The following is an 18,778-nucleotide window of genomic DNA, read 5'->3' on the forward strand; positions in this document are numbered from 1 at the left end:
CCGCGCCGATAGGCCGGACAAATGACCGCAACCTGCCTCGATCTCCTCGCCTCACGAAATCCCTTGCAAAACCGGAGCCGTCCACAAATGACACCGCCTTGTACAATTTCGATTGTTTTCCGCCGGCTCATCCCGCCGCTACCGTGGCCGACTTTTGCTCCGCCCCGCTGGCAGTTTTTTACGCCGCAGTTGACACCGGTTTCTTGATCCGTCTGAAGTTCGGCCGCTTCTAGCACCAAATTACAGCTCGCGCCGCTGTCCTTCTATTGTGCTTTACGCGTTCTTGTCCGCAAGTGCCGACCAGTTCCCTGGCCGACTGCGTTGGTCTCACGCCGCTTCAACACGCAGAGGCGCGAGGATTCAAGGAGATGGCCGAACGTTTTCGAACAGAAAACTGATCCGCTTGCCTGCGAAAGCCTGCGACTTTGGCTTCCCGGCTTGCCCATGACGTTTCTAGATTGACTGCAGAAAAAGGTGACTTCCCGATAGGTGCAGTTCCGCACTGACCAGGGGCATGAAAATAGGCCCTGCCATCGGGTTTACCAAACCGGCCTTTTGCTGCAAATGTTCATTCATGCGTTACAAAACGTCCATATCGCGGGCTCTTTTTAGTGTTTTCCGAAATGGCGTGGAGTATCTCTCGCTGGCAATCGCTCCAAGGCGATCAAGGTGCAGAGGTTATTCGGTCAGTGTAAGGTGCTAACCTGTGGTTATGTTCACGTTGCGCGATTTCGACTATTTTGGTGATCAGTTTGTCAGTGGCGGGGTGGAGAATCCTGCCATCCAGAGTGGCGACGGACCAGACGCCATCAATCCCGAGATTGACCGGAATTTCCTTGAGGATGCCGAGAGCCAATGCGTTGCGGACAGTACCTGATGTAGTCAGCAGTATAAGATTGCTTTCGGCGACTGCGTCACGCAGGGCCGCTATGTTGTGACAGTCGATGGAAATAACCGGATCTCCGGTGCGGTGGTCCACCCCAAGATAGCTTGCAAACGCGCGTGTCACGGATTCGGGGAAATGGGTTCCGGCAAAGCGATATCTTGCAAGATCGGAAGGCTGAGGTTTCCGGATTTGCAGGACCGGGTGGCCGGCGCGACAAAAAGCGCCACCACGCTGGGGGGGCAATTCGACCATCTGAAGATCATCAACGCCTGTCCGCAAATCGCGCGTGTCGCCAACGATCAGGTCGAAGGTTTCGTCACGGAGCCCGTCGACCAGCACCTTGGTTTCCTGAATGTCTATGTCCAGTTTCACGCCGGGGTGCTTTTCATGCCATTCGGCGATAATGGGCCCACCTAGGGACGTCGAAAATACCGCCGTCATGCCTACATGCAGATGTCCCCCGCTTCCAGAGGCGACGTTGTCTAGAATCTGGTCAAGATTGCGGGCCTCGAAAAGGATCGCCTCTACGCGCTCCAAAATGATCTTCGCAAAGGGTGTCATTCTTATCGGGCGTTCTGAACGCTCAAAAAGGGGAAAGCCCAGTCGTCGTTCAAGGCTTCGGATCGAGTTGCTCAGAGCGGGCTGCGTGATGTTCGCCAACTCGGCCGCGCGTGCGAAACTGCCTTCCTGTGCGACGAGCTTGAAGTGCTGGAGTTGTGACAGATTTTGCACGTCATTGCCTTTCTTCGACGCGTTTCATGTCTGTTACGCTGCGTTACGGGATAGCTATCGCGGGTCGCAAGCAACTGAGAAAGCAGTTTAATTTTTATATAAATCAAAACATGAATGATATCATTGAAAAAGTAAACTGGCGTGTAATTGGCTGCGGTTTAATGATGTCTCTACCCACGCTGTGCCGTGGCAAGGAGGAGACAGCATGACATTCTACAAGACACTCGCCGCGGCTGGCGCCATTGCCATTGCCGTGGTTTCGCCCGCGACCGCGGAAACCGTCCTCAAGCTTGCGACGGCCGCGCCCCAAAAGACCCCCTGGGGTGCGCAGATCATGCGTTTGGCAGACGCCATTGCCGAGGAAAGCGAGGGGCGCCTCAAGGTCGAGCCTTACTTCAACTCGCAACTAGGCACGGAAAACGATACGCTCGCGCAACTGGCTCGCGGCCGGATCGAAATGGGCCTGTTTACGGTCAGCGCCGGCGCGCAACAGGCACCGGAAGTCGGCCTGATGCAGCTATACGGCCTTTATGACAGCACCGATCAGCGCGCCTGCGTCCAGGACAACTACCTGACCGACAAGATCCGCGAACGCCTCAGCCCCAAGGGCGTCTATTTCGGCACATGGGCCGAGGTCGGCAACGGGTATTTCTTCGCCAAGGAGCCGATCACGAGCGTCGAGCAACTCAAGGGCATGAAAGTCGGGATTTCGGTCAACAAGATCAACACTGAATACTGGAAAGCGGTTGGTGCCAATCCGGTTCCGGTCAGCCCGGGCGAAGCGGCTTCGGGGGCCTCGACCGGTCTGATCGAAATGTATCCGACCGTTTATTCCTTCTACATCCCGTCTGGTCTCAACAAGATCATTCCGGTTGTGTCGGAGTATAACTATTCCAATGGTCCTGCGATGTTCGCTGTGAGCCAGCGCACGCTCGACAGCATGAGCGAAGAGGATCAGGCCGCCATCAACCGCGCCTTCGATCGCTTCACATCCAAGGAGATCATGGATGAGATCTTTGCCTTCGAGGACAAGATGCGTGAAATCCACATCGCTTCGGGGGGGGAAATCGTCCAGGTCAGCGAAGAGTTCAAGAACGAGATGAGCGCGATGCTGCCCCCGTTCTGGGCAACGATGACAGCCGAATATGGTGACGTGGGCGCCGAGATCATGGCATTGGTCCAAAAAGCCAAGGCAGAATGCGGCAATTGACCGTAATTGGCTGAAAAACTCGCTGCCCTGCCGGATGTCGGGGCAGCCCTCTCGCAATCGAGAAGCAAATCCAATGACAAAACAAACCCTACCGGCTGCGGTCGAACGACTGCTGACCGTCTGGAATCTGCTTGAACGCTGGATCGCCGTGCTTGCCTTTTCGTTGATCGGAGCGTTGATCTTCGGGGATGTCGCGGGGCGCGAGTTCATCGGCCCGGTCGGCCGCGCCTTGGGTTTCGACCTTGGCTTCACTGGCATCTACGGGGCGGGCAAGCTGGCCCTCTTCATGCTGGTGATCGGCGCCTTCGCCGGGTTGGGGGTCAGCGTGGCAAGCGGTGCGCAGATCGTTCCGCGCATCGCCTTCGCCTGGCTCCCGCGCAGCTGGTCGCCGCATGTCGACCGGCTGGCCAATTTGCTCAGCGGGATCGTGTTTTTCGCCGTCGCCTATTATGGCTGGGTCTTTGTCAGCGCCTCGCGCGACATCGGAACGGTCATGCCGGGTCTCGACTGGCCGGTCTGGATCATCCAGACCGCGATCCCCGTCGGATTTGCTTCGGCGGCCATTCGGTACGTGATTTTCGCAATCTGGCCTGCCTCGGCACCCCTGCGTGAGGAGTTGCCGGAATGAGCGCGTTCCTTCTATTCGCCCTCATCCTTGCGCTGCTGGTGCTGCGCCAGCCGCTGACCGTCATCCTCATCGCTGCGATTGCCTATGTCCACATGGTCTGGGGGCATGGCTACCTCGACTACATCATCGAGGACATGTGGACCTCGCTCAACAAGGAGCTGATCCTGTCAGTGCCCTTGTTCCTGCTCTGCGGTGCGGTGATGACAGAAGGCACGGCCGCGCGCCGGCTTGTGCGAATCGTGCGGGCCTTCACGGCGCCGACGCGCGGGGGTCTGGGCGTGGCGGCGATCATCAGCTGCGCGGTCTTCGCCGCGATCTCCGGCTCGTCCATCGTGACGATGATCGCCGTGGGCTCGGTGCTTTACCCGGCGATGAAAGAGGCGGGCTATACCAACCGTTTTGCGCTTGGCACGGTCGTGTCGGGTGGTACGCTGGGGATCATAATCCCGCCGTCGATCCCGCTGATCCTCTATGGGCTGGTGACTGAAACCTCGATCGTCGATCTGTTCCTTGCAGGCATCTTGCCAGGATTGGTCCTGATCGGCCTTATGACGGCCTATGCAATCTGGGCCAATCGCCACCAGCCGCCCCAGATGATGGATTGGGCAGAGTTGCGCACCGCGCTCCGTGAAGGGATCTGGGCCGCGCTCTTTCCGGTGATCCTGCTGGGCGGCATCTATTCGGGCTTTTACTCGCCCACCGAAAGCGCGGCCGTCGCCTTGATTTATGCGCTGATCATCGAGTTCTTCGTGCATCGCGAGATGACACTCGCCAAGTACTTCAACGTGGTCACCGAGACGGCCAAGCTGGGCGGTGCACTGTTCCCGCTGATTGCGGTAGCACTGTCACTGAACCTAGTGCTAACCGAATATCGGGTGCCGGCGCAAATGGTCGAACTGGTGGGTGCCTGGATCGACAGCCCGCTTGCCTTCATCCTGACCATAAACCTGCTGCTGCTGGTGGTCGGTGCCTTCATGACCACGAATGAGGCGATCCTGATCCTGGGGCCGATCCTGATGCCGGTGGCGCAGGCCTACGGCTTCCACCCGGTCCATTTCGGGATCATCATGATCGTCAACCTGGAGATCGGGTATCTCACCCCGCCTGTCGGCATGAACCTGATGGTGGCGCTGGTCACCTTCAGACAGAAATTCGCCGAACTGGTGATATCGGTCCTGCCCTACATCGCGGTGATGGTCATCGGCCTGATCGTCATCACCGCCGTGCCGTGGCTGTCACTGGGGCTGCTGTGATGCCCGGCGCCGCCCACTCCCTTCCCGCCCGCGTCCGGACCCGAAAGATCGGCGTACGGGCATTTCCCAGGAACTCGAGCAATCCTAGCATGGAGGCAAAAATGCCTGAACTCTCCGCGGAAACGAATTACCGGCTGCGCTCGCAGGTCTCGATCCCGAAACTGATCGAAGGTGGCGAGGTCGCGCATTGGTGGTGCACACATATCTCCGAATGCATGCCGACTGCGATGCTGCATAGCGCACAGCCTACCGCCGAGTTGGAGCAAGCGCCGATGCATGCGATCTTCGATATCGAGGCCGATACGGACTTCGGCACCTACAGCCTGCGGGATTTTCTGGTCCATCCGCAGGCCCGCGGGCGTGGGTTCCTTGTGGTCAAGAACGGTCGGATCGTCGCGGAAAGCTATCCCGATCTGCGCCCCGAACAGCCGCATCTCTGGGCCTCCTGCGCCAAACCGATGGCCGGTCTGATGATCGAGCACCTGATTGACGACGGGCTGATCGGCGAGGCGCGCACGCTGGGCGATTATGTGCCTGCCTTGCGCGATACCGATTGGGCCAGCGTGACCGTGCGCGACACGCTCGACATGTCGCCCGGCATGGATTGCGAGGACACGACCGAGACCCGCGACGATCCGAATTCGAACGCCATTCGCGCCTATTGCGCCGAGTTCAATGTGCCCTTCCGGGGCAAGATGGAGACGTTGCTGGAAGTGCTGCAGGACGTCCCGCGCCAATGCCCGCCGGGTGAGAAGTTCGAATACAGCTCGCCCTGCACGCAGATATTGGTGTTTCTGGCAGAGGCCGTGTCCGGCAAGCGCTGGGCTGATCTTTTCCGTGAGCGGGTCTGGGCGCATGTCAGGGCGGATGGTCCCGTGCAGGTGCACTTGACCCCGGACGGGGTCGCCTGTGCGCACGGTATCGTGTCCTCGACGCTGAGGGACATGGCCCGCTTTGGGATGCTCTACACGCCAAGCTGGAACAAGGTCGCCACTCGGCAGATCGTCAGCGAGGCGGTGATTGCCCGTATCCGCGGGGCCGTGCGGACCAAGAAGTTCTTCATGGACGGGTTCGACGGGCCGGTTTTCGTCGACCGGCTCGGCACGGACGAGATGCTTGGCAATGCGCGGCAATGGGACTGCATCTGGCCCGATGGCGATCTCTACAAGGGCGGGTTGATGGATCAGGGGCTGTATGTCTCCCCCGACCGGGATCTGGTGATCGCCTATTTCTCGACCACGCCGGAGATGCAACTGACCCGCTATCTGCGCCCGATCGCAACTTCTGACCTGCTGGCCTGATCCGGCCACGAAAGGACCTTTTCCAATGATCCAGCACAGCCCCGTTCAACGCCTCGATATGACACTCGAAGACCGTCTGAGCCAGCAAGAAGGCTGGGTCTACATGACCGGGATGCAGGCGCTGGTGCGCTTGCCGATCCAGCAGCGTAAGCAGGATGCCGCTGCGGGCTAGAACACGGGCGGCTCCATCTCCGGTTATCGCGGCGGCCCTGTGGGCACCTATGACATGAACCTCTGGCAGGCCGAGGCGGCGCTCAAGGAGCACAATATCCACTTTCAGCCCGGGCTGAACGAGGATCTGACGGCGACCGCGACTTGGGGCGCCCAGAATCTCGGCCTGTTTCCCGGTGCCCGGGTCGAGGGTGTGTTCTCGATCTGGTACGGCAAGGCGCTAGGGATGGACCGCTCGATGGACCCGCTGCGGCACGCCAACCTGGCGGGCACCAATCCAAAAGGCGGGACGCTCTTGCTGGTCGGCGACGATTACGGCGCCAAATCCTCGACGCTGGTCTGATACTCGGACCTGAACCTCGCCTCTCTTGGCGCGCCCTTGCTGGCGCCGGCCAATGCGCAAGATGTGCTGGACATGGGGTTGCACGGGATCGCGATGAGCCTGTTCAGCGGAACGCTGAGCGGGATGAAACTGGTTATCGAGGTGGTCGAAGGCGGCGGGTCGGTCTATGTCGCGACCGACAGCCCGGAGATCGTTCTGCCGGAGGCGGATGGGCCCGATGAGTCGATCAAGCCGTTCACGCCGATCCCGGTACAGGAGCAGATGCTCTTGGATGTGAAGCTGCGCAAGGTTCTGACCTATAACCGATGCGACGCCGCCAAGACACAGATCGGTGAGGTGCGGATAGACGTCAGTCACCTGTCGGACCCATCTCCGCGCGCAATCGACGGGTCGTGGTCGATCCTCGTCTCGGGCATCGGCTGCGCGGTTGTCGTGACCGTCGGTCAGACCCTTGCCGTTGCGGCCCGTACGGACGGGTATTTCTCCTCGAACCTCGGCATCACCGGGCTGGCGCAGAAGTACGGCGCGGTGCATTCGCTTATCAAGATCGCTCATAGCCCTGACGAAATGCGGGCCACCCGGATCGTCAGCGGCGAGGCGGACGCGCTTCTGGGCTGCAATCTGGTGGCGGCGGCCGGGGACGAGGCGCTGTCCAATGTGACGCTGGGCAAGTCGGTGGCGGTGACGGATACTACGGTGTTGCCGACATCTGAGTTCTCGAAAAACCCCGACTGGCAGCTTAGTGGCGCGGAGCAGGTCGAGCGGCTGACCCGGGTGTTGGGCGAGGCGGTCCATGCGTTCGAGGCGCAGACTCTCGCCGAGAAAGCCATGGGTCCGGATGTTCGCCAACATGGTGCTGATGGGCGCCGAGTGGCAGCAGGGCGGCATCCCGCTGTCATTGGCGGCCATTCACCGCGCGATCGAGTTGAACGGCGTGGCCGTGGCGAAGAACCCGCAGGCCTTTCATCTCGGGCGATTGGCGCTGGCCGCGCCCGAGGCGGCGCGCGCAGGCGGTCGCGCGCCGTCCCGTTCACCCTGTCCACGGTGTCGATCTGCTCGCTCGGAGAGGTAGCGGTGGTCTCCGACAAGCCCTTCTGGTTCCAGCTCTACATGCAGCGGGATCGGGGCATCGTCACCGAATTGCTGGACGGGGCGTGGAGGCCGGGTGTGTGGACGCTGGTCTTTACGGTGGACCTCGCGATGGTTGGGGAGCGCTATCGCGACACAAGCAACGGTATCGCGGGCGGGGTCACGTCGAAATTTGCCAAGCTGCGCGCCGGACCGCTGTCCTATGCTGCGCATCCAGGCTGGGAGCTGGATGTGGGCGTTAAGGGCAAGCCGCATACCTTTGGCAAACTCGCCGCCTATGTGCCGACGGCCAGCAATTCGACGCCTCGGTGACGTGGGCGGAGATCGAGTGGCTGCGGGGCATCCGGAAGGGAAAACTGGTCATCAAGGGCGTTCTGTCCGCCGCGGATGCTCAGAGCGCGGTGAATTCAGGGGCGGATGCCGTCATCGTGTCCAACTATGGCGGGCGGCAATTTGATGGCGTCGCCTACAGCATCTCGGTGGTGCCCGAGGTCGCGCAGGCCATTGGCGGATCTGCCGAGGTTCTGATGGATGGTGGCGTACGCATCGGTCTGGACGTGTTCCGGGCCCGGACGTTGGGCGCGCAGGGGGTCTTGATCGGCAGGCACTGGGCCTATGCGGTGGCGGCCAAGGGGCGGGCGGGCGTGCTGAGCCTGTTGCAGGCGTTCAAGCGAAAATTGACGGTGGCTATGGCGCTGTGTGGGGTCACGGATCTGTCGCAGATCACCGGCGATCTGGTGTGGCGGGGCAGCACGTCCTGAGCTAACATCGACCGGCGGCGTCGGAGCGGGCCTCGTCGCCGCTTTGCTCCGTGCCGATTTCGGCAGCGTTGATATGGGCCGACAGGCGCTCCAGAAACACGGACTGGTCGCGCGCCTTGAGAGCCGCGATCAGCGCGTCATGCTCCTCGGCTAGGGCACTCAGGATGCCGTAGTCGGGATCGTCCATCAGGCTGAGCTGATAGTGCATATGCACGAAAGACAGCTCCTGATGCTGGTCGCTGATGAACGCATTGCGCGCCAGCCCAACAAGGATGGCGTGAAACTCGCCATTCAAATGAGCCCATGACACAAGATGTTTCGGCTGGCTGGCGTCCTCGGCGACCTTGCTCATCCGCGCGTTGAGGCGCTCCAGCTTTCGGATATCGGCATCTTTGACACTCGCGAAGCCGAGCCGCACGGCGGAGGTTTCGAATAATTCGCGGAACTCGATGAATTGCCGGAACTCCGCGCGGGTCGGGGCGGGGGCAACGAAATAGCCACGGTTCGGCTCGGAGATGACGATGCGCGTGGCCAGAAGGCGGGCGAGCGCCTCGCGCACGGGGATCAAGCTGACACCGTAGCGATCGGCCACGGTCTTGATGCGGATATGCTCGCCGGGCGCGAAGTCTCCGGCAATGATCGCATCGCGGATATTGACTACGAGGCGATCCACCAGATTGCCTGCCTCGCCCAGTTTGATAGCCGTCGATGCCAAGTCCCGCTCCTGTCCGATGCGATATCCCTCAATTCATCGTTTTTGGACGCGGCGCAAGGCGCCGCATCCGGCTTCGGGACATCGCTAGGCGCGGCGTTCGGCCTCTAGCTTGCGTTTGAGCACACGGCGCACGGCCACGCCCGCACCATCCGCGCCAAGGTTGATCTCCGGAAAGTCCAGTCCGCGCGGATCGCGCGACACCTGCGCTTGGATTTTCTCCAGCAGGTCCTTATCTTCCTGGAAGGCGGAGATCACGCCGGCCTTGGTCTTTTCCAGTAGCGCGACGGGCGCGTTGGGGCTGTCGAACGAAGCGACGAAGAAATAATGCGTCTTTCCCCGCTCACCCGGCGTCACGATATGCGCGCCGCGCCCGATAAAGTCACGCCGCTTGCCGAGCTCGGCGCTGATGTCGTGGATGTTCCAGTCCGAAAAGGAGACCGCCAGAGACGGCATCCATCCGCGCTGTTCCCGCTTGACTATGTGCTTGTCCTCGAAGCCGAAGGCCGCGCAGAAGAGCGGCGACAGAGGCGAGGGCGGGAAGTCCTGTTCATAGACGATCGTGTCGCCTTCCATGTGCACTTCGGGCGCATTTTCCCAGTCGTCCTGCTGAAAGGTGTTCGCATGCAGGAAGGCGATATGCGTCAGGTCCAGCACGTTTTCGCGGATCAGCACCCAGTTCGCCTGAACTTCCATATAACCGGTGATCACCGACCAGCCGGGATCGGTGGTGAAGCCCATGTCGACCGGGTCGTGATCAATCGCCTCCGGGTCGCCCATCCAGATCCACACGAATGCCCCTGATGTGCGCAGCGGATAGCTTTGAACCCGCGCCGAATTGGGCACGCTGGTCTGTGTTGGCACCTTGGTGCAGATCCCGTCCGCACCGAATTCCATGCCGTGATAGGGGCAGACGATCTGGTCATCGATCACCTTGCCCTCGGACAAGGGTGCCCAGCGGTGCGGGCAGCGGTCATCCAGCGCGACTGGCGTGCCGTCTGACAGGCGATACAGGACGACGGGATTTTCCAGAAGCCAGCGAGCCAGCGGCTTGTCGGTGATTTCATCGACATGCGCCGCGCACCACCACATGTTGCGCGGTGCGTTGTCATCCAGCATCCCGTTCGGGATCAGTTGCGCGCCCTTGGTCAGGCCTGTGGCGGTGTCCTTCATGGTTTTTCCTCCCTGAGCATATCCGCAAGCCGCTGCGCTTCCTCGGGCTTCATCTGATAGCTGTGGTCTGCGTCTGGGAAGGACCCCGACACCACGTCCTCGCGGAATTCGGCAAAGGCCTTTACGGCGATTTCCGACATGTTGGCGTAGCGCTTGGCGAATTTCGGCTTGAATGTGTCGAAGGCGCCCAGAACGTCGTAGCCGTTCAGGATCTGCGCCGTGCAGGCCGATCCCGCACCGATGGCGGCGGTGAAGATGCTCACCGATTCGTCAACGGCCTTGCCGACCTCATAGGGCATGGCCTCGACCTCGATGCCGACGGCGCCCGCTTCCTCGATGGCGCGGGCGTTGTCAACGATCTCCATCGCCGCTTCGGCGGTGCGGCCCTGCATCTTGAAGCCGCCGAACTTGTGGACCATGTGCGGCACCAGCCCGACCTGGCTCATCACCGGAACACCGGCATCCGCGATGGCCTTGATGATGTCGAATTTCTCGCGCCCGCCCTGCATCTTGACCGCGTCACAGCCGCTTTCCTTCATCAGGCGCAAGGCGTTGATGACAGCCATTTCCCGCGTGGCATACGACCCGTAAGGCATGGAAACAACGCACATCGTGTTGGGCGCGCCCGTGCGGACGGCGCGGGTGTGGTTGATCATCTGGTCCATGCTCATCGACAAAGTGTTCTCATGGCCATAGAGCGTCATGCCGATACTGTCGCCGACGCCAACGATGTCGATGCCGGCGCGTTCGGCCCATCTGGCGGTCAGCACTTCCCCTACGGCAAGAAGCGCGAGACGTTCGCCCGCCGCCTTCTTCGCGGCCAGATCGGGTATGGTCAGTTTGGTGGGCATGACGGTTCCTTTGTCCTTTGATGTGATGACCTCATCGCCTTTGCAGGCGCCGCTCATCCCTCCACCTGAACAAAGACGCGGCCGCTCTCGACCTTGACAGGGTAAGTTTTCAGATCGACCAAAACCGGCGCCGAGAGAGCCTTGCCCGTGCACACGTCGAACCGGCCGCCATGCAGCGGGCATTCGATCACGCAATCGATGACCAGCCCGTCCTCCAGGCTCTGTTCTTCATGGGTGCACATCAGGTCGGAGGCGAAAAAGCCCTTTTCCGTGTTGTAGATGGCGTATTTGCGCCCCGCATGCTCCCACGCGATCAGGTCCTCTTCGTCGATGTCATCGGGCGCGCAGGCGTCAATCCATTGATTCATATCGTCCTCGTGTCTTTGTCTTTTGGGTATCGGTGACCAGCGGGCGGGTTCACATGGTTTTCTGCGCGATGCTGTGGATCGGTCCGCCATCCGTGATCATGCGTGGCGCTTGGCGGATCGTTGGGGCCTTGGTCGAGCGGCCGAGCGACCTACGCAGGACGACCAACCCCAGTTCCGCGCAGGTGCGGACAAAGCCGTGATCGGGTTCAGGCACCTGGTCCTTGACCGCTTCGGCCAGTTTCGGCAGCGCGTGGAACGGCACCTGCGGATAGAGGTGATGTTCGACGTGGTTGTTCATGTTCATGTAGAGGAATGCCATCACCCGGTTCGTCGTGAAGGAGCGCGTGCTTTCGAGGATCGATGGCGAGTTTTCTTGCAATTCTGCATGCTGGATCAGCACCAGCAGGATCATCACAGGCGTTCCCAGAACCCGCGGCAGGATGATGAACCAGACCGGCCACCAGATACCCGCAAGAGGCAGCACCGCAATCAAAACATATAGCGCGATCATGATCCGCGCATTGCGGGTCATCTTGGGCAATTCCGGTTCCGGCGTGAATTTCAGGATCATGTCTGAGAAGTTCCGCGTGGCCAGCACATAAAGGACCTTCACATGGTAAATCAGCGGGATGATCCCCGTTGTCGCCGCGAACCATTCGGCAAAGCGCAGCGGAATATTGTATGGCATCTGGCTGTCTTCGCCCACATGCCAGGTGTGGGTGTGGTGGTTGGTGTGGCTGTAGCGGCGGTGCAGCGGCTCTTCGATGAAGATGAACGAACTGACCCAGAGGACAGCTTCGTTCAGCCAGCGGCTGCGGAAGGCCGTCCCATGCGCCGTCTCGTGGCTGGCCGCATAGGCTGGAACGGTCAGAAGGGTGCCGTGCAGCAGCATCGCGGGCCAGACCCAAACCGTGCCCAGTGCCGCCCAGACCAGAGTGCCGGTAGCGACCAGCCCCAGGGTCCACTGCGCGAGCCAGATCAGACCGGGCCGGTCGGTGCGCGTGGCAATGGATTTCAGCGTCTTCTTGTCCAGCCGGACGCCCGAGGACGCGGCGTTGGTGGGGACATAATCAGGCATGGCTCGGCTCCCTCTTGGGCGGCATGTGTCAGTGCGCGCGGAGCGGCTTGGATGCCCCGTCTTCCGTCTCATAAAATATATAATATATTATTTTGATGTGCGTCAACCCGGAACTGCCCGGTGCATCTCCCCGGCAGAAGACCGACTGGAAAGCAGCGCTTTAGGAGTCGAAAACATGCCGGTTCCGAAGGACTTACCGCACCAGTTCCATCGCGATCCACGTCTGCCAGATGACCAGCGCGAGCGACAGGATAATCAATCCGATGAAGGGCAGAGCCGCAATTTCCAGCTCACCGAACCTCTGCCGAAGGGCGGTCATGGCCATCATCAGGTTGAGTCCGACCGGCGGCGCCAGATAGCCGATTTCGAGGTTAAGGATCATCATGATCCCGAAGAGCACCGGGTCGAACCCGAAGGCGCTGGCGGCAGTCATCAATAGTGGTGCGAGGATCAGGATGGCTTCGTTCGTGGTCATCACCGCGCCCACGACCAGCAGCAGATTGACCGTGATGATGAACATCAAGGGCGAAGTGAACAAGTCCTGCAGCAAGTTAACCATCTCGACCGGGACGCGGTTTTCTGTCAGCACCAGATTGAGGCCGTCCCATATTCAGCACAGAGACCGCGCCACTCGGCCAGAGCAGCGGCACGGTGTGATTTGAAATTCTGTCGGCTGGTGAGGCTTCGCTCCGAATTGAAATGGTTGCAGGCCGAGGCGTGGATGGCGGCGAACATCGGCAAACTTCGCATCCGACTGAAACGAAGCATCGCCTGCTTTCGTCGATGGAATGGAAGGTGCGAGTCCTCGGCCCGATTGTTCAACCATCGACCCGTTTGCTGGCGATGCCCCGCACCCACTTCCCTCAGGGCGGTACCGTAAGAGCGCAGCAGATCCGTGACGAATACTTCCGTGCAGCCATGCTTACGCATTGCTTTCTTTAAGAATTTCAACGCGGCTTTCTTATCGCGCGCCTTCATCACAAAGCTTTCCAGCACCTCGCCCTCATGGTCGACGGCCCGACAGAGGTAGTGTCGCTCACGATTAATCTTTACGAACATCTCGTCCAAGTGCCAACGCCACCAGCTTGATTTCATGCCTTCGATACGGCGCTTGCGGATCTCGGCGGCAAACATCGGACCGAAGCGATGCCACCAGAAGCGGATCGTTTCGTGGCTGAAATCGACGCAGCACTTGTGAAGCAGATCCTCGACATTGCGCAGTGACAGGGGGAAATCGGACGTACAGCATCACCGCCAGGCGGATGATCTTGTGTATCGTTTTACAATAGCAGAACGGGTCAGGTTTGGTCATCCACAGACGGTAAGGAACCGCCCCGCTCGGCTCACGTCAGTTTGTTCTGACAGGACCGGCGCCGTCACTACAACACCAAGCGCCCGCACTCATCACTCGGCTAACGACCGCCAGTTCCGCAAGTGGTGCAGTGGCCAGCTTCGCCATCTGAGCCGCTTCGCCGGCCACGCCAGCTGTAGCGCAAAGACCCGTAATGCACTAACACTGAAACGGGACCACTCGATGAGGGAAGGTCACAGGCTTTCTTGGCGGTTGGGCTTGTTTCTATTCGGTTTCGCTGACACTTTAACTTGCGACTGAAAAGGGCATTTGTCTTGTTGATTGATCGTTTGATCGTTCTTGCACGTAAGCACGGATCGGGATTTCGTTCCGGTGTTCCTTTTTGCGACAGAGCTAGCCTTGCCGGTGCAGCGAACACCTTGCTACGGGTGATCCTTTTCACGGGTTGCCTATCGGGCGCTGCCCTTGCGCAGAACCCGTTCTTCGAACAACGCAATACCGCTGTTGACGCGGCAACTCAAACGGATGTCGGCCTTAGAAGCGGCTCGCTGGTCATCGCACCGATCCCTTTCAGCAACGATGTGATCGGCAACGGAATTTCTTTGGGCGCGGGTTATCTGTTTACCCTCCCTGGATCAAAGCCATCAGGGGTCGGTGTTGCGACGCTGAAGACCGATAAGGGAAGCACTGGCTACGGTGGCGGTGGGCTTGTTAACTTCGGCAACGGGCGCTGGACGCTCGGGCTTTTTGGCGGCACCGCAGATGTCAATTACACGTTGCCCGTTGGCAGGCTCAAGTTGCCACTCACGCAATCCGGCAAAGCGGTTGACGCCATCTTGGGCTATAACGTTACGGATCAACTGAAAATCGGGTTCAACCTGGGATACCTCGACACGTCGATTGGATTGGGCACTCTGCGTGTGAGTGATTTTCCAGTTGATCTGCGGCCTGATTTGGACGTCGAGTTGGTCAAATTCAGCGCACATGCAACTTGGGACACGCGAGATAACACTTTCTATCCGACGACCGGTGTGCTGATCTCAGGAAAGATTTCGCGCGCGGGCATCACGGATCAGGCATTCGGAAACCTGCTTACGATATCGGACAGAAGTTACTACAAAGGCGTGGCTTCCGCATCTACCTACAACGCGATTGGGGAACGTGGTGTTCTTGCCGTCATTGCCTCTGTCTGCGGTGCTGGCCGTGATGCGCCATTCTTTGACTCTTGCGGTGTTGGTTTCTCTGACGGCTTGCGTGGATTTGGTACTCTGGACAACTTGCAAAACTGGTCTGCCTCCGCCCAAGTCGAGTATCGAGGCCGCGTCTCTGAACGTTTCGGTTATGTCGCGTTTGCCGGTCTCGGCGGCGGCGGTGAAAGCATCAGCGCCATTTCGACGAAAAACGGCGGAGCCGCGGCTGGCGTAGGCTTGAGGTATCGTATCGCCAAGAAATTCGGTTTGGACTACGCTGTTGATTACGCGGTCAACGATCAAGGTGAAGCGTTTCTATACCTCTCTCTTGGGCAACGGTTTTGATTTCATCCATAATGGTGGCCGAGTGAAAATTCCCGCAATACCAATCCTACCGGCGCCTGCACATCTTGCTCCGCCGAGAGGGCGGGGGCGTGAACTGGAAGAAGCTCTACCGCATCGACCGTGAAGAGCGGCTCACGGTGCGCAAACGCGGCGGCCGGACGCGGGCGCTTGGCGCGCGGGCAACGATGGCGATCCCGCATGGTCCAAAACCAGCGTTGGGGCCTCGACTTCGTGTCTGACGCACTGTTCTGCGGACGACGGTTGCGGGTGCTGTGCGTGATCAACGACTTCAGCCGGGAGTGCCTGGCCTCGGTCGTCGATACCTCAATCTCTGGAGTCATGGGGTTCGCGAACTGGACCGTATCGCTGAGATCCGGGGCTATCCCTGCATGGTAGTTAGCGACAACGGCACCGAACTAACCTCGAACGCCATCCTGAAGTAGCGGGAGGAGCGCCGTGTCGAGTGGCACGACATCGCGCCCGGTAAGCCCTTAAAAAACGGTTTCGTGGAAAGCTTCAGCGGCCGCTTACGCGACGAATGCCTGAACAAGCACCTCTTCACAGGCCTGCGCGATGCCCGCAAACTGATCGCGGCATGGCGCGACGACTATAACCATCACCGCCCGCATGCGTCTTAGAAAGCTCCTGGATGTCCGCCGTCCCGACCACCAAGGGATCGTGAAAGAACTGCATGGCGCCGATCCCGAGCATGTGCAGGATGACCTGGGCGTCTTTCGGGTCGTTCTTGTTCCAGCTGTTGGGCAAGACCTCCTGCGTCCGGGCCAGGCCGACCGAGAAAACCGGCTTCAGCTTGAACCCGGCCTGGTCGAGATGATGCGCCAGCGGTCGGTGATAGTTGCCGGTCGCTTCGAACCCGAACTGGACGGGAAGGTCGTAGCTCTCAAGAGCCGCCAATGGTCGCCTGATGTCCTCGAGCGTATTGTTGATCGTCATCCGGCGGCAACGCTTCTTGTCCGGGATCCGGATCAGCACCTCGTGGCGATGCTTGGAAATGTCGATGGCGACCAGAACGGTCGAAGCGGTATATTGGATAACGGTCATAACCGGTCTTCTAAGCGGTATGGTTCACCAAAAAACACTTTTGAGACCTGAGAACCGTTTTTAGCTACCCGTTGCGCGACATGAAGGCTGCGCGAGTGGCCATAACCTGTCGGTTGCGCTTCTTCCCTACGTGCTATGGCAGCGAGTTCGTCTAGCGAGTCTTTAATTTCTGGGTCTATGTCAACGACGTCACGTCGGACTTCTCGGCCTGGCAAACTCACGGACAACGGCTATGTTGAAGCTTTCAACAGCAAGCTCAGGGCGGAGTGTCTAAACACGCACTGGTTTATGAGCCTTGCAGATGCGCGGGAAAAGCTGGAGGATTGGCGCAGGAACTACAATGAGGACAGGCCCTACGCGCGCGATCGGATACATCGTCCCGATTGCCATGCATTATCCCGATGGCGGCACCAGCCTGGCATCGTGAGACAGTCGGAAAAATCCAGCGTCTGTCGGTCCAATGTTGGGCAGCAGTGCAATCGAATGAAATGGTCTTTCACGAACTGGACCATAGATTGGAAAACATACTGGTTTGGTAATGGATAGTCCGAGTACAATTGAAGGAGCGCTCAGACAGGTTAAAAAGTTTGTGGCTAAGTGGAGGTTTTAAAAATGATTTTGAGAATATTTGCTCTGGCCACGGCACTCTTGTCCTCGAGCTCGACCCTGACGTTGGCTCAAAGCTACGATCTCGTCATCAAGAATGGCCGGGTAATGGACCCCGAAACCGGTTTTGACCGCGTGGCTAATGTCGGCGTCGTTGACGGCACCATATCTGCCATCACTGAAGAAGATATTTCGGGCTCGAAGGAAATCGACGCTAGTGGTCTTGTTGTGGCACCAGGCTTCATCGATATGCACAACCATGTCGGTGGGTTGCCGTTTGGTCAAAAACAGGCCTTGCGCGACGGTGTGACAACCCAGCTGGAGCTGGAGGCGGGTGCGTATCCGATATCGCTCTACTATGAGCGGCTGGAAGGCAAGTCGAAAACGAACTACGGCGCGAGCGTGTCTGTCCTGGGTATTCGAGAATCCGTCATGAACCCGGACTACAACAGTAAGTATGGCTCATATCTTCTGGATGGCGGGCTCACGGAACCGACCATGGACTTCACGCTTGACGCTCTCCAGTCAAGGCCGGATTCCGATCAGATTGCCGAAATCGTGCAACGCATGGAAGAAGGCCTGAAACAGGGTGGGCTCGGATTTGGTAATCCCGTCGGCTACGCAACCGCCAATTTGACATCGCAGGAAATGGTCGAGATGCACCGCCTTGCAGGCGAATATGGCAGTTTCAGTGTCATGCATGGGCGGTTTTCGAGCAATCTTCCGCCAACGACAGGCATCATGTCGGTTCAGGAGGCGCTTTCGAGTGTCGCGATTTATGGCGGCGGCCTCTACGTGAGCCACATCCATCAACAGACGCTGAGGAATACTCCTTACGCCCTCGACATGATCAAAGATGCACGGTCTGCCGGTATCGACGTCGTTGCAGCAATCTATCCTTACAATTTCGGCGCTTCGGTCATCAGCGCCGATTACTTGGATCCCTTGAACTACGGTCCGAACATGGGGCGCAGCTACGAAGACATAACCGAACAGGCGACCATGCAGCCGCTGACGAAGGAGCGCTACGAGGAACTGATAGCAAACGAGCCAACCGCCCCGATCCTGTTTGTGGGTGTTGAAGAGGACATCATGCTCGCGGCCCTTGCCGACCCGAAAACTCTCGTGGAAAGCGATGCGTTCACCTCTGTTGTTTCAGCCACGGGTGAGACGGCCGTCGGTTGGGATGTCGCCTATGAGGAAGTGCAGGCCCATCCGCGTGCGGCAGGGTCACATGCCAAGGTCCTGCGGCTAGTGCGTGAACAAGATCTGATGCCGTTGATGCTGGCTGTGTCCAAGATGACTTACATGCCTGCGGTTTTCATGGAAAGAAATGGTGTTCCCCAGATGGCGAAGAAGGGCCGTATCCAGAAAGGCGCCGATGCCGACATCACCATCTTCGATCCGGAAAACGTTGCCGACATGGCCACCGAGAAACGGGGTGGATTGGCCTCCGAAGGCATACCGTACGTGATTGTGAACGGGAGCATAGTCGTTGATGACTCGCGGGTTGTCATGGAGGTGTTTCCGGGCCAGCCGATCCGCGGCGACCTGAACTAGTGAATGAACTTGCAGGGATAGTTAGGGGAACGAGGCTGGCGATGGCTAATTTGAACGGAACTTTGCTTGCGACGGGGTAGTGGGCTGGATAGCGTTCTGTAATGGTAAGACGCGACCCGTTCAAGTGCTTCGCGATGTGAGGTGTCC

Annotated in this window: 19 protein-coding genes and 5 pseudogenes; 15 read left to right on the forward strand and 9 right to left on the reverse strand. The window is 59.3% G+C overall.

Going from position 1 to position 18,778, the window contains the following annotated elements; translation table 11 throughout:
- Window positions 1-233: hypothetical protein (locus tag BLT75_RS24670; protein ID WP_218129000.1), on the forward strand; the 233-nt coding region annotated here is incomplete at its 5' end.
- 431 nt (window positions 234-664) lie between these two features.
- On the opposite strand, the gene BLT75_RS22120 is transcribed toward BLT75_RS24670, so the two are convergent.
- On the reverse strand, window positions 665-1,618 hold the full coding sequence (locus BLT75_RS22120) for a LysR family transcriptional regulator (RefSeq protein ID WP_093037417.1): 954 nt from the start codon (window positions 1,616-1,618) through the stop codon (window positions 665-667).
- Between the two features lie 26 nt (window positions 1,619-1,644).
- Between BLT75_RS22120 and BLT75_RS24220 the strand changes: the two genes are divergently transcribed.
- The 9 genes from BLT75_RS24220 (at window position 1,645) to BLT75_RS25140 (ending at window position 8,374) form a co-directional block, all read left to right on the forward strand.
- On the forward strand, window positions 1,645-1,827 hold the full coding sequence (locus tag BLT75_RS24220; protein ID WP_143028636.1) for a hypothetical protein: 183 nt from the start codon (window positions 1,645-1,647) through the stop codon (window positions 1,825-1,827).
- Window positions 1,824-2,828, forward strand: coding sequence for a TRAP transporter substrate-binding protein (locus BLT75_RS22125; protein ID WP_093037420.1), 1,005 nt, complete (start codon window positions 1,824-1,826; stop codon window positions 2,826-2,828). The genes BLT75_RS24220 and BLT75_RS22125 overlap by 4 nt, the downstream gene beginning before the upstream one ends.
- Window positions 2,829-2,901: 73 nt before the next feature.
- Window positions 2,902-3,456 carry a TRAP transporter small permease gene (locus BLT75_RS22130; RefSeq protein WP_176828190.1) on the forward strand — a complete coding sequence of 185 codons (555 nt, stop codon included), beginning with the start codon at window positions 2,902-2,904 and terminating at the stop codon, window positions 3,454-3,456.
- The gene (locus BLT75_RS22135; protein WP_093037426.1) at window positions 3,453-4,709 is read left to right on the forward strand and encodes a TRAP transporter large permease; all 1,257 of its coding nucleotides are present in this window, start codon (window positions 3,453-3,455) and stop codon (window positions 4,707-4,709) included. Before BLT75_RS22130 ends, BLT75_RS22135 begins: the two co-directional genes overlap by 4 nt.
- A 101-nt stretch (window positions 4,710-4,810) precedes the next feature.
- Complete coding sequence (locus BLT75_RS22140) at window positions 4,811-6,010, forward strand: serine hydrolase domain-containing protein (RefSeq protein ID WP_176828192.1); 1,200 nt, start codon at window positions 4,811-4,813, stop codon at window positions 6,008-6,010.
- A gap of 25 nt (window positions 6,011-6,035) precedes the next feature.
- Window positions 6,036-6,182, forward strand: coding sequence for a hypothetical protein (locus BLT75_RS24530; RefSeq protein ID WP_176828194.1), 147 nt, complete (start codon window positions 6,036-6,038; stop codon window positions 6,180-6,182).
- A gap of 39 nt (window positions 6,183-6,221) precedes the next feature.
- On the forward strand, window positions 6,222-6,524 hold the full coding sequence (locus BLT75_RS22145) for a hypothetical protein (protein WP_093037432.1): 303 nt from the start codon (window positions 6,222-6,224) through the stop codon (window positions 6,522-6,524).
- A gap of 36 nt (window positions 6,525-6,560) precedes the next feature.
- Window positions 6,561-7,925, forward strand: coding sequence for an alpha-hydroxy-acid oxidizing protein (locus BLT75_RS25135; RefSeq protein ID WP_093037435.1), 1,365 nt, complete (start codon window positions 6,561-6,563; stop codon window positions 7,923-7,925).
- The gene (locus tag BLT75_RS25140) at window positions 7,922-8,374 is read left to right on the forward strand and encodes an alpha-hydroxy acid oxidase (RefSeq protein ID WP_093037438.1); all 453 of its coding nucleotides are present in this window, start codon (window positions 7,922-7,924) and stop codon (window positions 8,372-8,374) included. Before BLT75_RS25135 ends, BLT75_RS25140 begins: the two co-directional genes overlap by 4 nt.
- A 1-nt stretch (window position 8,375) precedes the next feature.
- On the opposite strand, the gene BLT75_RS22160 is transcribed toward BLT75_RS25140, so the two are convergent.
- From BLT75_RS22160 to BLT75_RS22190, 7 genes and pseudogenes are all read right to left on the reverse strand, one after another.
- Window positions 8,376-9,089: a GntR family transcriptional regulator gene (locus BLT75_RS22160; protein ID WP_093037441.1), complete on the reverse strand. Its 714-nt coding sequence runs from the start codon at window positions 9,087-9,089 to the stop codon at window positions 8,376-8,378.
- Window positions 9,090-9,173: 84 nt separating this feature from the next.
- The gene (locus tag BLT75_RS22165; RefSeq protein WP_093037444.1) at window positions 9,174-10,259 is read right to left on the reverse strand and encodes an aromatic ring-hydroxylating oxygenase subunit alpha; all 1,086 of its coding nucleotides are present in this window, start codon (window positions 10,257-10,259) and stop codon (window positions 9,174-9,176) included.
- On the reverse strand, window positions 10,256-11,110 hold the full coding sequence (gene panB, locus BLT75_RS22170) for a 3-methyl-2-oxobutanoate hydroxymethyltransferase (protein WP_093037549.1): 855 nt from the start codon (window positions 11,108-11,110) through the stop codon (window positions 10,256-10,258). Before panB ends, BLT75_RS22165 begins: the two co-directional genes overlap by 4 nt.
- 53 nt (window positions 11,111-11,163) lie before the next feature.
- Window positions 11,164-11,478 (reverse strand): non-heme iron oxygenase ferredoxin subunit, encoded by a 315-nt coding sequence (locus BLT75_RS22175; protein ID WP_093037447.1) that lies wholly within the window; start codon window positions 11,476-11,478, stop codon window positions 11,164-11,166.
- A gap of 49 nt (window positions 11,479-11,527) precedes the next feature.
- Window positions 11,528-12,556, reverse strand: coding sequence for a fatty acid desaturase (locus BLT75_RS22180; RefSeq protein ID WP_176828196.1), 1,029 nt, complete (start codon window positions 12,554-12,556; stop codon window positions 11,528-11,530).
- Between the two features lie 193 nt (window positions 12,557-12,749).
- Complete coding sequence (locus tag BLT75_RS22185) at window positions 12,750-13,106, reverse strand: TRAP transporter large permease subunit (protein ID WP_245706626.1); 357 nt, start codon at window positions 13,104-13,106, stop codon at window positions 12,750-12,752.
- Window positions 13,107-13,138: 32 nt separating this feature from the next.
- Window positions 13,139-13,868: pseudogene (locus tag BLT75_RS22190) on the reverse strand (IS6 family transposase).
- Between the two features lie 59 nt (window positions 13,869-13,927).
- On the opposite strand from BLT75_RS22190, the pseudogene BLT75_RS24225 reads away from it, so the two are divergent.
- The 3 genes and pseudogenes from BLT75_RS24225 to BLT75_RS22200 form a co-directional block, all read left to right on the forward strand.
- Window positions 13,928-14,070, forward strand: a pseudogene (locus BLT75_RS24225) (IS3 family transposase); the annotation flags it as partial.
- A 112-nt stretch (window positions 14,071-14,182) separates the two neighbouring features.
- Window positions 14,183-15,403 carry a BamA/TamA family outer membrane protein gene (locus BLT75_RS22195; RefSeq protein WP_176828198.1) on the forward strand — a complete coding sequence of 407 codons (1,221 nt, stop codon included), beginning with the start codon at window positions 14,183-14,185 and terminating at the stop codon, window positions 15,401-15,403.
- 47 nt (window positions 15,404-15,450) lie between these two features.
- A pseudogene (locus BLT75_RS22200) lies at window positions 15,451-16,038 on the forward strand (integrase core domain-containing protein); the annotation flags it as partial.
- On the opposite strand, the pseudogene BLT75_RS22205 reads toward BLT75_RS22200, so the two are convergent.
- Window positions 16,031-16,465, reverse strand: a pseudogene (locus BLT75_RS22205) (IS110 family transposase); the annotation flags it as partial. The pseudogenes BLT75_RS22200 and BLT75_RS22205 overlap by 8 nt on opposite strands.
- Before the next feature lie 170 nt (window positions 16,466-16,635).
- Here BLT75_RS22205 and BLT75_RS22210 point away from each other — a divergent pair.
- Window positions 16,636-16,892, forward strand: a pseudogene (locus tag BLT75_RS22210) (integrase core domain-containing protein); the annotation flags it as partial.
- Window positions 16,893-17,077: 185 nt separating this feature from the next.
- Window positions 17,078-18,631, forward strand: a complete 1,554-nt coding sequence (locus BLT75_RS22215) for an amidohydrolase family protein (protein WP_093037461.1) — start codon at window positions 17,078-17,080, stop codon at window positions 18,629-18,631.
- Window positions 18,632-18,778: the final 147 nt, after the last annotated feature.

This window comes from Ruegeria marina, from assembly GCF_900101475.1.
GTDB lineage: Bacteria > Pseudomonadota > Alphaproteobacteria > Rhodobacterales > Rhodobacteraceae > Ruegeria_B > Ruegeria_B marina.

What these genes read in the sequence shown, in the direction of transcription:
- BLT75_RS22215 (WP_093037461.1), top strand. Translation starts at nt 17,078, where the DNA reads ATGATTTTGAGAATATTTGCTCTGGCCACGGCACTCTTGTCCTCGAGC.
- BLT75_RS22135 (WP_093037426.1), top strand. Translation starts at nt 3,453, where the DNA reads ATGAGCGCGTTCCTTCTATTCGCCCTCATCCTTGCGCTGCTGGTGCTG.
- BLT75_RS24220 (WP_143028636.1), top strand. Translation starts at nt 1,645, where the DNA reads ATGTCTGTTACGCTGCGTTACGGGATAGCTATCGCGGGTCGCAAGCAA.
- BLT75_RS22180 (WP_176828196.1), bottom strand. Translation starts at nt 12,556, where the DNA reads ATGCCTGATTATGTCCCCACCAACGCCGCGTCCTCGGGCGTCCGGCTG.
- panB (WP_093037549.1), bottom strand. Translation starts at nt 11,110, where the DNA reads ATGCCCACCAAACTGACCATACCCGATCTGGCCGCGAAGAAGGCGGCG.
- BLT75_RS22165 (WP_093037444.1), bottom strand. Translation starts at nt 10,259, where the DNA reads ATGAAGGACACCGCCACAGGCCTGACCAAGGGCGCGCAACTGATCCCG.
- BLT75_RS22130 (WP_176828190.1), top strand. Translation starts at nt 2,902, where the DNA reads ATGACAAAACAAACCCTACCGGCTGCGGTCGAACGACTGCTGACCGTC.
- BLT75_RS22175 (WP_093037447.1), bottom strand. Translation starts at nt 11,478, where the DNA reads ATGAATCAATGGATTGACGCCTGCGCGCCCGATGACATCGACGAAGAG.
- BLT75_RS22140 (WP_176828192.1), top strand. Translation starts at nt 4,811, where the DNA reads ATGCCTGAACTCTCCGCGGAAACGAATTACCGGCTGCGCTCGCAGGTC.
- BLT75_RS22125 (WP_093037420.1), top strand. Translation starts at nt 1,824, where the DNA reads ATGACATTCTACAAGACACTCGCCGCGGCTGGCGCCATTGCCATTGCC.
- BLT75_RS24530 (WP_176828194.1), top strand. Translation starts at nt 6,036, where the DNA reads ATGATCCAGCACAGCCCCGTTCAACGCCTCGATATGACACTCGAAGAC.